The organism is Ruminococcus sp. D54t1_190329_F1, from assembly GCF_015551645.1.
GTDB classification, from domain to species: Bacteria; Bacillota; Clostridia; order Lachnospirales; family Lachnospiraceae; genus Blautia_A; species Blautia_A faecis.
In genome coordinates, this window is the sequence record NZ_JADNDC010000034.1 from 37,987 (window position 1) to 51,672 (window position 13,686).

The window sequence follows — 13,686 nt, forward strand, 5'->3', positions numbered from 1 at the left end:
AAAGAAGATGAAAATAGCATTTTGGATTAAGAGTAATGAAAGAAAAATAAATTTAGATGAGTGTCAATTTGGAAATCCGGGGCTTGGAGGGACTCAATATGAAATAGGTATTGTATCAACATTGTTAAAATTGAGATATCCTAATTTGGATATAACTTTATATACAGATAATCAAAGAATTATTTCTGAGATAATTGATTTAGTTTATGTAAAGTCAATATATGAAATGATAGATTTAATAGAAAGAAAACATGAAATATTAATATTTACTCAAACAGACGTTAATAAGAATTTTTATTGTAGAATCAAAGAAAAAGATATAAATGCTATTGCGTGGGTTCATAACTATCTTTTATATGAAGAATATAAATTTATTACAGAATTATCACAGATAAAAAAAGTGATATTTGTAGGACAGCAATTATATGATTATTATTGTGATTCAAATATTATAAAGAAAAGTTTGATTATTAATAATTGTATTCCTTCTTCTTATAAAATGAGAACAAATGCTGATACAAAGAAAGTTGTTTATTCAGGAGCTCTGATTAAACAAAAAGGATTTCATATTTTGGCTAAAGCCTGGAAAAATATTTTAAAGGCAGTTCCAGATGCGGAATTATATGTACTTGGCGGAGGCTTATATGGGAATGAAAAAGATTTATCAGCTTACCAAGATTATTGTAATTGTTTCTTAAAGGATTCTGATGGAAACTTGATGTCGTCAGTTAAATATATGGGAACAATGGGAAATGAAAAAGAAGAATTTTATAATTCAATTAGAGTTGGCGTATCTAATCCTACAGGAAAAACAGAAACATTTTGTTTGTCAGCCGTCGAATTTCAAGCACATGGAATTCCTGTAGTAACATATAATGGATATGGGCTTATTGATACAGTGGATGATAAAAAAACAGGATATAGAATAAAAGGAGTAAAGGCGTGTGAAAAAGCAATCATAAGGTTGCTTTGTGACAATGAAGTGAACGAAAAGTTATCTAGACAGGCAAAAAAATTTGTTGATAGTCAATTTACACCAGATATAATTATTCCGCAATGGTATTCTCTTTTAAAAGAAAAAATAGAATTAGAAGAAATGGTAGATCTTTTTTCATATGATAATTATAAAGATAATTTTAAGTGGTTGCGATTCTTAAATAGAAAAGTCAAAGAACTTTTTAAAATAGAAAGAGGTATTTCAATACAAGAGACGTGGAATTACTTTAAGTATAAAGTGAAGAAAATAAGAAATAAAAATTAAACATGTAGATTATGTGAAGGGAATAGGATATGGATAATGCATGTAGTGTTTCTATTATTGTGCCAATTTATAATGTAGAGAAATACTTGTATGAGTCTTTACAAAGTTTAAAAAAACAAACATTTCCAGTATTTGAAGTTATAATGATTGATGATGGTTCAACTGATGAATCATCGGAAATTGCAATTAAAATAGCAGAAGAAGATTTTCGATTCAAATATATTAGAAGGAATAATTCCGGGCTTAGTGCAAGTAGGAATGTAGGCTTAAAATATGCAAAAGGGAAATATATCTTATTTATGGATAGTGATGATACATTAGAAATAGACGCGATAGATAATTTATATCATATGGCAGAAAAAGAACAATTAGAATTGATTGTATTTGGCGGAGTAAAAGATTTCTATGATGTGAGTGAAAATATAGTTGTAAATTCAGAGATATGTGGAAATACAATGGATTATAAGTGTAAATCAGGAAAAGAATTATATAATATTTTGAGAAAAAACGATTCTTATTTTACAGGAGTTCCATTTCAGTTTGTTAAGAAAAGTGTAATTGTTGAAAATCAGTTATCTTTTTATGAAGGAATATTACACGAAGATCATTTATATACATTTCAATTAATACATAGCGTAAAAAAGTGTGCAGCAATTAGCAATCAATATTATCATTATAGGATGCGATATGGATCCATAACTAAAGGCAAGCGATTTCTTGAAAGAACAGTGGGATTTGCTTGTACATTTAATGAGATGGTTAAATGGTCTGAGAAAAAGGAAGGGTTAATTAAAGAAAAAGAAGTAAAAAAGCATATAGATGAAATTTGGAGACAAACAATTAAATATATTGTTTTTATGAGCAAAGATGAAATGAAAAATGTTAATTTAAAAGAGTTTATATATATGACACAAAATATATATAATCGTTTTAATATTAAACATTATTGGAATATATATTTTCCATTTATGAGACTTTTACATTACGTGTATGTATTGAGGGAGAACAGATGGAGACAAAAACATTTAAAATAAAATATTTAGGTTTTTATTCATCATTTGATGAAAAAAATAATTTTATAAGTGATTCAATAAAAAGGTTTGGAAATATTGAATTGTCGGAAAATCCAGATTATGTGTTTTATTCAGTTTTTTCTAATGAATATTTGTTATATCCAAATGCTGTTCGAGTGTTTTTTACAGGAGAAAATATTGCTCCAGATTTTCAAATGTGTGATTATGCAATAGGATTTGAACGTTTATTATTTGGAGATCGATATATTAGATTTCCATTTTATTATGGAATGTATGAATACGCAAAAGATTTGAAATTAGCGGAAGAAAAAAATAAAAATATTACCCAAAAACTATTCGATAGAGAGTTTTGTAGTTTTGTATATTCAAATAATGATACGGACTCAATGAGAATTAATTTATTAGAAAAACTTTCAACGTATAAGAGGGTTGATTCTGGTGGAAAATTAAAGAATAATTTATTGAATGGGCAAGTTGAAGATAAATTACTTTTTGAGAATAATCATAAATTCTCAATTGCATGTGAGAATAGCTCGCACCCAGGCTATGTTACAGAAAAAATACTTCAAGCATTTGCGGCTAAAACAATTCCTATATACTATGGAGATTCCACTGTATGTGAGGACTTCAATTCAAAGGCATTTATTAATTGTCACGAATTTGATTCTTTGGATCATTTATTAGAGAAAGTAAAGAAATTAGATAGTGATAAAACAGAATATTTATCAATGTTAGAACAACCGATATACAATGACAAAATGTTTTCCATAAAAATGAAAGATAATTTCGATAAATTTATTGAAAATATATTTATACAAGAAAAAGAAAAAGCATTTCGGAGAAATCGAGTGTTTTGGGGAAAGAAAATAGATGATAAATATATAAAACTTTTTAAATTTGAACAGTTAGTTAAAAAAGGGAAAAAAGTGCTGACTTTAGGTAAAAAAAATGATAATAAATAAAAGAAATATGGGAAAGGAAAGAATAATTATCTTTTTGTGTCTATTTCCTTATTTGGAACCGGTGGTAATAACAGGAACATTAGATATAATTTTTAACATTGGAAAGATTGTATCTGTAGTTTATTGTATAACAACGTTAATGGCAAAAAGAAAAACGAGAAAATATTGCAAATATATAAAATATATAGTTTTCTTTTATTTGAGTTATGTCCTTAATACTGCTATTAATGGTGGTCAAGTATTTAGAGCATTCATTGATGGAATAACAGTTATAGGTTTTTCTCTGATGTTTTGTACATTTGCATTTTCGGATTCCAAAAGAAAGTTTTACCAAATTGCTTTTGATGTATATTCAGTCTTGTTAGTTATAAATTCTATATCAGTTATTTTATATCCGGGTGGAATTACAGCTTTGGATACATATTTCCTAGGCCACGATGATACATTGTTATATTGGTTGATTCTCTATATAATATTTACATTTATGTATCAGCAATGTTGTAAAAATAAGAAAGAAATTTTATTGGTATGTACTTTTGTTAGTGGAACTTCTTTATTAATACTGAAATCTATTTCTGGAATATTATGTATGATAATTTTTATTCTTTTCTATAATATTATAGGAAAATCAAAAAAATTATTAATAAGCTCTAATATAGCGGTATTAGTACTTAATGTAGGTATAGTTATATTTAAAATACAAAAAATATTTTCCTTCTTTATTGTGAATATTTTACACAAGTCAATAGACTTAACTGGAAGAGAAAAAATATGGAATAGAGTATTATATTGGGTAATGCAAAAACCGATAATGGGATATGGCTATGAAACATCGGAAATCTTACAAAAGAAGTTTATGCTTACGGACGGTTCGTATTTTCATTTTGCACATTGTCATAATTTCTTGTTACAAATTACATATACAATGGGAGGAATAGGGCTACTTATATTTTTAGTAATTTATTTTATTGCATGGAAAAAAATGTTTGAAAATGGAATAAATAAGTGGAATAGAATTGTGGCTGCATTATTATTGACGCTAATGATCTCATTAATAATAAATTCATATCAGCAACCAGTAGCATTATTTATTTTAATGATAATAGGATATGATATTTCAAAAATAGGAGATGCATTTCATGAGGCTAAATAGAATAGAAAATACAAAAAGAAATATGGTATTTGGAATTATATTTAGGGGAGTAAATATATTATTTCCCTTTATAAATAGAACTGCAGTATTATATATATTAGGAAACTCTTATTTGGGACTAAACAGTTTGTTTTCATCGATATTAGGAATTTTAAATTTGGCAGAGTTGGGAGTTGGATCTGCAATAGTCTATTCTATGTACAAGCCGATAGCAGAAAATGATGAAAAAACAGTTGCAGCATTACTTCAATTATATAAAAAAATATATAGGATAATTGGATTTTGTGTGTTCGTGATGGGAATAGTATTTTCACTGTTCTTGGACCGTTTGGTAACAGGTGAAACACCAGAGGGGATAAATGTACAGATTGTATTTTTTATTCAGCTATTTAATGTTATTTGTAGTTATTTGTTTTTTGCGTATAAGACATCTGTAATCAGTGCTTATCAAAGAGAGGATATTTTAAGTAAAATTTCAATTGTTGTTACGATATTATTAAATGGTAGTCAACTTATTATTTTATATATAGCAAAAGATTTCTATTTGTATTTATTGATGCTTCCTATAACAACGATAATTGGAAATATACTAAAATATTGGATTGCTTCAAAAATGTTCCCGGTATGTAATATAAATGCTATAGAAAAACTGAATGAAAGTTATCTTGATGAAATAAAGAGAAAGGTTAAAGCTCTTTTCCTACATAAAATAGGTGGTACTATTAGTAATTCTTTAGATAATATAATAATTTCCGCTTTTTTAGGACTTAATTTAGTCGCAATATATAATAATTATTATTATATAATATTAAGTCTTGTAAATATAATGAATATATTTTACACATCTATATTAGCGGGACTAGGAAATAGCATTGCATTGGAGTCGACACATCAGAATTATGAGAAATTCAAAAAATTAACATATGTAAATAATTTAATAATAGGTTTTTTATCTACATGTTTGATATGTTTATATCAGCCATTTATGAAATTGTGGACCGGTGATGGAAATTTATTTGAATTTAATACAGTGATTTTACTAGTAGTATATTTTTATATTAATATGTCAAGAAGAATTGTTGTAACTTTTAAAGATGCAACAGGCATGTGGGAGGCAGATAAATTTAAACCGTTGATTAGTGGGATTGTGAATGCTTGTTTGAATATTATTTTAATACAAAAAATAGGAATTAATGGAGTTGTAATTTCTACAGTTATAGCTTTTACATTTATAGAATATCCATGGGAAACAAAAGTGTTATTTGATGACTATTTTCAAGAGAAAGAACGGGAATTTTATGTGAACCAATTTAAAGATTCATTGATTATATTAATTGTTGCAATAATTACTTTTAGAGCTACATATATGATTCCGTTGAATAATGTTATAGGTTTTATTAGTAGAGGAATATGCTGTGTGTGTATAAGCGCTATATTGTTCTGCATTATATGGAAAAAAAGATTAGATATTTTAAAGACGTATTTATAGTATCATTTTAAGGTCAGACTCCAATGCTATTATAGTGGTTCAGTTGTCAAGACAAAAAAATAAGCTTTTTATAATGAACTGATATATGTAACTGGGTAGGGGAGAAAATTCCCCCCTAGGCTGCGCAATCATCCAGTAACAGGATTGGATAATAGCAGGATGCTGGTGTCTGATTATTGAGTGCGGAATGACAACGTTCAAAGTTGTATGTATGCACATATTTTCCAATAGCCTTCCTTGCTTCTCGGATATTGTTGTATTGGGTCAGATAGGCTTCCTCGTACTTGAAACTCCGGAACCATCGTTCAATCATGATATTATCAGCCCAGCGGCTTTTACCATCCATGCTTTGACGGATCTGGTTCTCTTTGAGAAAGTTCATGTACTCATTGCTTGTGAACTGACAGCCCTGATCCGAAAAAAAGCATTGGGGTCAGACCCCATAAAGGATACACCATTTGTTGTCATTAATGCAGATGACTATTATGGCAAAGAAGGTTTCAAAAAGGTTCACGAATATCTGGTGAATGGCGGAACTTCTTGTATGGCTGGTTTTGTTCTGAAGAACCCCCTTTCTGATAATGGTGGTGTGACCTGCGGAATCTGCAAAATGGATGAGGAAAACAATTTTACTGAGGTTGTGGAAACTCATAATATTATGAAAACTGCGGATGGTGCGGAAGCAGACGGAGTAAAGGTAGATACAGAGTCTTTGGTTTCCATGAATATGTGGGGATTGACACCAGATTTTGTGGAGACTCTGGAAAAGGGATTTGAGGAATTCTTTGAGAAGGAAGTGCCAGGGAATCCTATGAAGGCAGAGTTTCTGATTCCGTCTTTTATTGGGGAACTGCTGGAGCAGGGGAAGATCAGTGTGAAAGTTCTGAGAACCAATGATAGTTGGTATGGGATGACTTATAAGGAAGATGTTGAGGCTGTGAAGGACAGCTTTAAGAACATGTTTGAAAAGGAAATATATAAAACAGATTTATTTGCTGATCTGTAAAATGAAAAGTAGAACTGAATTTGTTTATATTGCATTATTGCGTCAGATAAGTTGAAGTGATATACTGATGATATAAATAGATAAGTTATAAAATAATATATGAAATCCCATCAGTTTTATAAAAAAGAAAAATTATAAATAAGACAATTAAAATTTCCAAGAACCAATTATGTAGAAGAAAACTATTAGAATATATTTATGGAGGAATTGGTGCAGTGGATATAGTGGGATATGATATTTTGGAGGATGGAGGTCTCCGTTACGCGTGGAAGGACGCACGTTTTAAGAAGTGCATAGAAAGCGCTGCGTTCATAAACCGCTCCAAGGGAAAATTGGAAGATATATGCGGTTATACGACTTCAGTAAGTTCAGGATGTATTTTGCGGACACAAGGGAATCAGTGTGCATTTTGCAGAACTGGAAATGTATTGCCTTTCGGTGGATTATTGACCTATAAGGAAATTGCTAAGCAAAATATTTTTATGGTCTTATCAGATATATATTGTGAAGATCATCCTGAATTACATAATAAGAAAAGAGAATTTGCATATATGGGCCAGGGAGAACCTGGCTATTCTTACAGTCAGGTCCGCATGGCGATTGAGCTTACCAATACTGTAATGAGGGAATTGAACCAGCAAGTATACCGTCATATATTTGCAACGTGCGGAATTCCTGAAGCTGTGGACAACTATATGAGTGATGTCCAGCACTATTTCACAGAAAGAGTGACGCTGCATTTATCTTTACATGTGGCGGGGGATAGGGATTTGATCATGCCGATTAACAAATTATATCCAATTGAGGAAACTGTGAAGAAAGTGAATCAGGTTGCCGAAGTATCAGGAGAGAAGCCTTGTGTGGGAATTATGTTATTTAATAATTTCAGACCAAAGGGGAAAACATTTTCCTATACAAATTCTGTGGAAATGGTTATGGAGATACTAAAGAAGCTTAATCCCGGAAAGTGCCGCCTTAGTTTTTGCGAATATAATTCATCAGATGAGATTGGGGAGGCTGACGAATATCCCCAGGAACTGGTGGGAAAATTATTGGAAACTGTAAGAGAATATGGATTTGAGGCGAAACATTTTTCATCATATGGAAGAAAGAAAATGACAGCGTGTGGAATGCTTGGAAGTAAAGAACCGGAAAAACTGGCATCAAAGAAATGGCTGGAATTAAATGCATTAGCAGATGAATTGATAGCAAAAAATGTTTAAGGCAGGGGTACAGATGAAGAAATTTAGGTGGATCCATTTATCAGATATTCATTTTCAAACAAAGAATGTAAGTTTTAATACTCAAAAATTGAGGGAAAAATTACCTGAATTTTTAGCAGGGTTAGATGGAAATTTTGATGCAATGATTATTACTGGCGATTTCAGATATGCGCCGGAAAAAGAAAATAATCCTCAGAAGGTAGTTGATTACATTAATTTATTGTGTGAGAAACTGAGATGGACGGATACTCCTAAGGTTATTACAGTACCTGGAAACCATGATTTGGATCGTGGATCAGTGAGAACTGCTGTCATAAGAAGCGCGAAAGACAAGTATCAGCCTAATATGGGAACATTTGATCCGGAACTGTTGGGACAGCTTCTTGGCGGTTTTAATTTTTACAATAATATGCATGAGAAGCTGAGAGATGTATCGCAGTGGGATGGCAGTAATCCCCATGGAATTGCAGAATTTGACGAGTGTAATTTTTTACTTTTAAATACTGCAGTGACGGCGGGGCTTAGCAGTGAAGAAGAGCAGCATACATTGCTTTTGGGAAGCTCTTATGTGGCTGAGAAATTGGATTACCTAAAAAAGAAAAACAAACCAGTTATTGCAATTGGACATCATGCATTAGAGTTATTAAGTACGGAAGAAAAGAGAGAGATTACAAATTTATTTGAGCAGGAAGGGGTTAGGCTTTATTTATGTGGACATTCACATTCTCAGGAGGCTGATTCCTTTAGTCAGAATGGGCGATATGTGAATATTGGATGTCTGCTCCAGAAAAGTAAAACCGAAGCGGTAAGAGCCAGCTTTGATATTGGGGAATTAGAGACGGATGGTACTGTGAAGCTAACAAGTTATAAATGGGATATCGATCAAAAAAACTGGTTTGCAGATCCACCTTATGACAGGGACTATAGATCTTTGTATGATTTTCCAAAAATCAATGACAATAGTAAAGAGAAAAAGCATATTAAACTGGTTGAAAATCCATTTACAATTGTGGGATACACTTTATTAGGCTCTTTAGGCTGTGATGGGATTAAGTATTACTGGAAAAAAGACGACAAGTATGTTGAGAGCATCGCTTTTAATAGACGTTTACGAAATCTGAAAATTAAGGAAGATGCAGATATTTCTGCGTATACGATTTCTACAAGCTTTGGATGTGTTTTGTCTGCCACAGAGCAGCAATGCCGCTTTTGTGAGACCGGCACTCTAAAATTTGGCGGTCATTTGCGGGCTGAGGATATTGCGCTTCAGTGTATTTTTATGGCGGAATATGACAGCAATTGTCCAAGCTATAAGCAGGTCCGGAATAATGCAAGAGAGTTTGCCTTTATGGGCCAGGGGGAACCAGGATACTGTTATCCAGCCATTAAGCGGGCAATCATGTATACGGATTATGTAATGGATAAGTTAGAGCAGAAGGTATCCAGGTATGTGATCTCTACTTGTGGGGTGACTGAATTTATTCAGGCGCTGACAGAGGATTTGAAGAATTCCGTTTTCAAAAATAAAATCACAATTCATTTATCGCTGCATGAAATTGATGAAAAGAGAAATGAATTGATGCCGATCAATAATATTTATGATTATCAGGAAGTAATTGCCTGTTGCAAGAAGCTATATCAGGTTACAAATGAAAAAATCGGGGTTGGTATATTGATGTTTGATAAATATCAGACAAAAGATGGAAAGTCTTATACGCTGACACCTAAAAGACTGGAAGAAATCCTGTCAGTTTTGGATAATGATGTGTTTCGCATTGATCTGTGTTTTGTAAACAACACAGATGCAGGAAGGCAAAAACACGAATTAAGCAATGAAATGGCAGATGCGTTATTCCAGGTTGTTCTGGATAAAGGTTTTGAGGGAAAAATTTTTACCTCTTTTGGTGACATGCAAAAATCAGGCTGCGGCATGCTGTCTTCCTCAATGGAGAATAAATCAGAAGTTGGATCGACTACAATTGAGCATTTTAATAAGGCGGTTCAACTGTTACAAGAGGTGAAAGAGTATTGTTATGAGCGATAGCATAATTTCCTCACTTATTGCCTCTGCAATCTGGGGTCTACTGGTAGTATTTTTTTCTCCCAAGATTATCAAGTTTTTAAAGAAAATGATAGTATCTTTAATGGATTCTGGTTCTTTGTTTGTTTTTAACTCTTACAATGATGAGGAATTTATAAAGGATTTCAAGCATGAAATGAAAAAGGCGAAACGTTTGGCAATCTGTACAAGCCGCGGCAGTTTTCTGATGGATCCGCCATATAGAGAGTATTTAAACAAGAAGACGATACCCATAAAGATCCTTTTACCAGATACCAGAAATGATAAATGGATAAAGAGACGTACGTCAGAAGTTTCTGCTTCTGGAGATGGATATACAGAGAGGGCATTTACAGGAGCGATTGATTCTAATATAGAATTTTTGCAAGCCTGCAGGGGCTCGATTAGTATTAGAGTATATGATTGCATTCATATTGGAAGGATAATACTTACGGATAAGGTGGCTTATTTCAGTCCCTATTTGGAGAATACATATGGGGAAGATGTTCCCGTCTATAAGTATAAAGTGAACTCTACGAAATATAACTGGTTGAAAAGAATGTTGCAGGAAATGTGGATTGAAGGTAAAAAACTGTGAATGATTTTACTATTTTACATCTGTCTGATTTACATATTAATGGTACTGGAAAAGGCTTGACTCCGTTACTGAAAAATCTTCTGTCAGACATAAAAGAGGAATTGAAACCTGTGGACAATGTAATTCTGGTCATTACAGGAGATATAATAGATAAAGCCAATTATGAGAAATGTAAAGAGAACGTTCTTGCCTTTTTCGAACAGTTAAAGGATGTGTTGGCGGAAAAGCTGAAAGACGTATATATTGTACCCGGAAACCATGACAGGGTGCATAAACCTTTTGATGAGTGTACAATAGAATATTATGATGAAGCCAGAAGTGAGGAATTTAAGAAGTCTTATTGGCAGTATATTATGGTTGGATATGGAGAATATATAAGTCTTATCAATAATATATATGGAATATTAGGAGTTTCTCACAGGGCTGATAACACCTACGGAGTAAGATGCACGGAAATTAATGGGAAAAAGATTTGTTTTTTATCATTAGATACGTCATGGAGTTCAAACGGTGGAGAACAGGATATCAGGGCCTTAAAATTTGGCAGATTTCAAGCAGAAGATATTTACCAGCAATATAACAAGGCAGTTGAAGATAAAAATGCAGATCTGGTGATCGCCCTCGCGCATCATCCATTAGATTGGCTGACTGGTAAGGAACAAAGTATTGCACAGGGGGAATTGCTGTCAGTAAATCGTCTTAGAGCGAACATTTATATAAGTGGACATGTCCATAACCGCGATGTGATCAATTGGCAAAATAACAGACATTCTATGACAACTCTGGTATCTGGAATTGGGTGGCCAGAAGGCAGTGATCTGCATAGTGCGCCGCATGTTTATTCCTGCTATACATTTAATTTGGATCTGAATTCTATTGATGTGTATGTAAGAAGCAGCAATGAGGCAAATTGTTTCAAACCCGATTTTCGAATCTATACCCAGGAAAACCAGGTGAAAAACCGAAAGATTGTAATGCCGATCAATATTACGGAAACCCAGCCTTATTTTGAGTTAGGGGCGGTAAAGGGACGATCTCCTAAGGTATGTTATATTACGCCGCAGATGATAAAAGAAATAAGCGGTATGATGCAGCTGATTATGAGATGTCAAAGTGCAATGAGTTGGAAACTGCAAAGCCTTCGATATGATTATATAGAACAGATAAGAGGAGATAATGGGACAGATGAGAGTGAGAATGTCCGAGAATTATACGAGTACTTCTTTGGAGGTGACCATGATACAGTTTCAGGGAAAATTAAATTAAATAAAGAGCGTGTATATGAGTCCTTTGAAATTTATCTGCAGCAGTTATGTGATGTGCTGGCCCAGTTGTTGGGAACCAAAAATGAAAAAAGAGAAATCAGAGTGCATTTCAGATACTGGACTGCGGAACTGGGAGACAAAAATCTATATAAGCCATTGGTAATTGCTGGTGAGGGAATGAAAATTAAAGAGATGAGAGATCTTTCCTGGTCAGAACTTTTGAAGGGAAGCTATGAGGCCGGTCATTGTTTAATTGCTTCTATAAATGAAAAATATTGCCAGAACAGCTTTAAGAATAACAAGAATAAGGATGAAAGCAAAAAGAAGTGGTGCGACTTTTGGACTGCTATTCCAAAGCTTGGAAAAAATAAAGGAAAAAATACTCGTAAAGATATTGATAAAAATGTATATAAAGAGTATAATTCTGTAACAGATGAAGTGACTGTTGATCAACCTTATCTCACATTTGGAATTACGATTTATGATGAAAGAGACCGCAGATTATTGTATGTACTAGATTATCTGCATATCGATGAAATCATAAGCGATATGATTGATGATTTCTTATATTATTTTCCAGTTGATTTTGAAAAATATGCTGAATCAAGGAGGCTCGATTAGTAGATGGCTGATGAAAATGTAGCAGTGCAGCTAAATGACGGAGGGAGAATAAGATTATCTGGAAAAGATATTAAAAATGAAAAAGACGACGCTGTAGTGTTGGTTAATATGAATCGTCTCTATTTAAAACAGGTAAGGATTATTCAAAAAAAATATACAAGTGATAAAGAACGAGAAGAAGCTGAGAAGGTTCTTCATGTAATTAATACCACTTTACGAAAAATTCCTGATGAGAGACAGATGTTTGTCGACATGTCTGTAAAAGATGTTAAATTTTGTTTCCATAACGAGCTTGTAAATCTTCCGGCTAATTCATTCAGAAAGATTAATATGTGTAAAATGCAGGAAGCAAATGGCTAACCTGGTTTATAATAAGGTTGCATGAATTTTTGAAAGATGAAAATAACTTTGGAAAATGAGCAGAAACTGGATTATGATATAAGAAAAAATATTCAATATGCCGGATGATGGGAAGTCATCCGGCATGTTGAATATTAGGGGGGATGTTTATGAATGAGCAGTTGCTGAAAATGAATGGCTTATCGGTGGAAATTCCGAATGCGTTGTCGTTTAAAGCACATCTGTGGCATGAATTTAAGGCGGTGTTGAATAATGTGCTATCTGGTAGCGAAAGATCAAGCATTGGGGTCAGACCCCATAAAGGTGTAACGCGCCGAAAAATAGTTTGTTATTTTTTCATAACCATCCTAAGAATTCATGCTTTTCAGAAAAAGATTTGGAATCCTTTTTAACATCAGATGCAATAATAATGATGTCTGTAGTGTGTAATAATGGCAGATTGTACTATTTGATAAAAACGGATACATTTGATAGGTATGCTGCTTTAAATTACTATGGTAAAATATACGAAAAGACAGAAAACGGAAGTATTCAGGAGTTTCTAAGAACCTGTGGTTCAATAGGGTTGAAATTTATTTATGGAGCTTCCTGTATAATAAAAAACGTAGATGTTGAAAATTGAAAATACCTCAGAGTACAATAAGACTACTGACTG

The 13,686-nt window shown here is 32.6% G+C and carries 13 protein-coding genes; all 13 read left to right on the plus strand.

What is annotated here, in order from left to right; all coding sequences use genetic code 11:
* The first annotated feature begins 7 nt into the window (after window positions 1–7).
* The 13 genes from I2D69_RS14990 to I2D69_RS15055 all read left to right on the plus strand — a co-directional run bounded on the left by I2D69_RS14990 (window position 8) and on the right by I2D69_RS15055 (window position 13,653).
* Window positions 8–1,261: a glycosyltransferase family 4 protein gene (locus I2D69_RS14990; protein ID WP_195380160.1), complete on the plus strand. Its 1,254-nt coding sequence runs from the start codon at window positions 8–10 to the stop codon at window positions 1,259–1,261.
* Between the two features lie 29 nt (window positions 1,262–1,290).
* Window positions 1,291–2,295 carry a glycosyltransferase family 2 protein gene (locus tag I2D69_RS14995; RefSeq protein WP_195380161.1) on the plus strand — a complete coding sequence of 335 codons (1,005 nt, stop codon included), beginning with the start codon at window positions 1,291–1,293 and terminating at the stop codon, window positions 2,293–2,295.
* Complete coding sequence (locus tag I2D69_RS15000; protein WP_195380162.1) at window positions 2,271–3,257, plus strand: glycosyltransferase family 10; 987 nt, start codon at window positions 2,271–2,273, stop codon at window positions 3,255–3,257. Before I2D69_RS14995 ends, I2D69_RS15000 begins: the two co-directional genes overlap by 25 nt.
* Window positions 3,244–4,410, plus strand: coding sequence for an O-antigen ligase family protein (locus I2D69_RS15005; RefSeq protein ID WP_195380163.1), 1,167 nt, complete (start codon window positions 3,244–3,246; stop codon window positions 4,408–4,410). The genes I2D69_RS15000 and I2D69_RS15005 overlap by 14 nt, the downstream gene beginning before the upstream one ends.
* Window positions 4,397–5,899, plus strand: a complete 1,503-nt coding sequence (locus tag I2D69_RS15010; protein ID WP_195380164.1) for a hypothetical protein — start codon at window positions 4,397–4,399, stop codon at window positions 5,897–5,899. The genes I2D69_RS15005 and I2D69_RS15010 overlap by 14 nt, the downstream gene beginning before the upstream one ends.
* 259 nt (window positions 5,900–6,158) lie before the next feature.
* Window positions 6,159–6,905 carry a hypothetical protein gene (locus I2D69_RS15020; RefSeq protein WP_227199099.1) on the plus strand — a complete coding sequence of 249 codons (747 nt, stop codon included), beginning with the start codon at window positions 6,159–6,161 and terminating at the stop codon, window positions 6,903–6,905.
* Window positions 6,906–7,456: 551 nt separating this feature from the next.
* Entirely contained in the window at window positions 7,457–8,128 is a 672-nt protein-coding gene (locus I2D69_RS15025; RefSeq protein ID WP_195380165.1) for a hypothetical protein, read from the plus strand.
* Between the two features lie 13 nt (window positions 8,129–8,141).
* Complete coding sequence (locus I2D69_RS15030; RefSeq protein ID WP_195380166.1) at window positions 8,142–10,172, plus strand: metallophosphoesterase; 2,031 nt, start codon at window positions 8,142–8,144, stop codon at window positions 10,170–10,172.
* Window positions 10,162–10,785, plus strand: coding sequence for a hypothetical protein (locus I2D69_RS15035; RefSeq protein ID WP_173718816.1), 624 nt, complete (start codon window positions 10,162–10,164; stop codon window positions 10,783–10,785). The genes I2D69_RS15030 and I2D69_RS15035 overlap by 11 nt, the downstream gene beginning before the upstream one ends.
* Window positions 10,782–12,671, plus strand: a complete 1,890-nt coding sequence (locus tag I2D69_RS15040) for a metallophosphoesterase (protein WP_173718817.1) — start codon at window positions 10,782–10,784, stop codon at window positions 12,669–12,671. The genes I2D69_RS15035 and I2D69_RS15040 overlap by 4 nt, the downstream gene beginning before the upstream one ends.
* 3 nt (window positions 12,672–12,674) lie before the next feature.
* Window positions 12,675–13,031: a hypothetical protein gene (locus tag I2D69_RS15045; RefSeq protein WP_173718818.1), complete on the plus strand. Its 357-nt coding sequence runs from the start codon at window positions 12,675–12,677 to the stop codon at window positions 13,029–13,031.
* A 149-nt stretch (window positions 13,032–13,180) separates the two neighbouring features.
* Window positions 13,181–13,423, plus strand: coding sequence for a hypothetical protein (locus I2D69_RS15050; RefSeq protein WP_173718789.1), 243 nt, complete (start codon window positions 13,181–13,183; stop codon window positions 13,421–13,423).
* Between the two features lie 56 nt (window positions 13,424–13,479).
* Window positions 13,480–13,653: a hypothetical protein gene (locus tag I2D69_RS15055; protein ID WP_195380167.1), complete on the plus strand. Its 174-nt coding sequence runs from the start codon at window positions 13,480–13,482 to the stop codon at window positions 13,651–13,653.
* Window positions 13,654–13,686 lie beyond the last annotated feature (33 nt).

What these genes read in the sequence shown, in the direction of transcription:
- I2D69_RS14995 (WP_195380161.1), top strand. Translation starts at nt 1,291, where the DNA reads ATGGATAATGCATGTAGTGTTTCTATTATTGTGCCAATTTATAATGTA.
- I2D69_RS15030 (WP_195380166.1), top strand. Translation starts at nt 8,142, where the DNA reads ATGAAGAAATTTAGGTGGATCCATTTATCAGATATTCATTTTCAAACA.
- I2D69_RS15035 (WP_173718816.1), top strand. Translation starts at nt 10,162, where the DNA reads ATGAGCGATAGCATAATTTCCTCACTTATTGCCTCTGCAATCTGGGGT.
- I2D69_RS15005 (WP_195380163.1), top strand. Translation starts at nt 3,244, where the DNA reads ATGATAATAAATAAAAGAAATATGGGAAAGGAAAGAATAATTATCTTT.
- I2D69_RS15045 (WP_173718818.1), top strand. Translation starts at nt 12,675, where the DNA reads ATGGCTGATGAAAATGTAGCAGTGCAGCTAAATGACGGAGGGAGAATA.
- I2D69_RS15000 (WP_195380162.1), top strand. Translation starts at nt 2,271, where the DNA reads ATGGAGACAAAAACATTTAAAATAAAATATTTAGGTTTTTATTCATCA.
- I2D69_RS15025 (WP_195380165.1), top strand. Translation starts at nt 7,457, where the DNA reads ATGGGCCAGGGAGAACCTGGCTATTCTTACAGTCAGGTCCGCATGGCG.
- I2D69_RS15010 (WP_195380164.1), top strand. Translation starts at nt 4,397, where the DNA reads ATGAGGCTAAATAGAATAGAAAATACAAAAAGAAATATGGTATTTGGA.
- I2D69_RS14990 (WP_195380160.1), top strand. Translation starts at nt 8, where the DNA reads ATGAAAATAGCATTTTGGATTAAGAGTAATGAAAGAAAAATAAATTTA.
- I2D69_RS15050 (WP_173718789.1), top strand. Translation starts at nt 13,181, where the DNA reads ATGAATGAGCAGTTGCTGAAAATGAATGGCTTATCGGTGGAAATTCCG.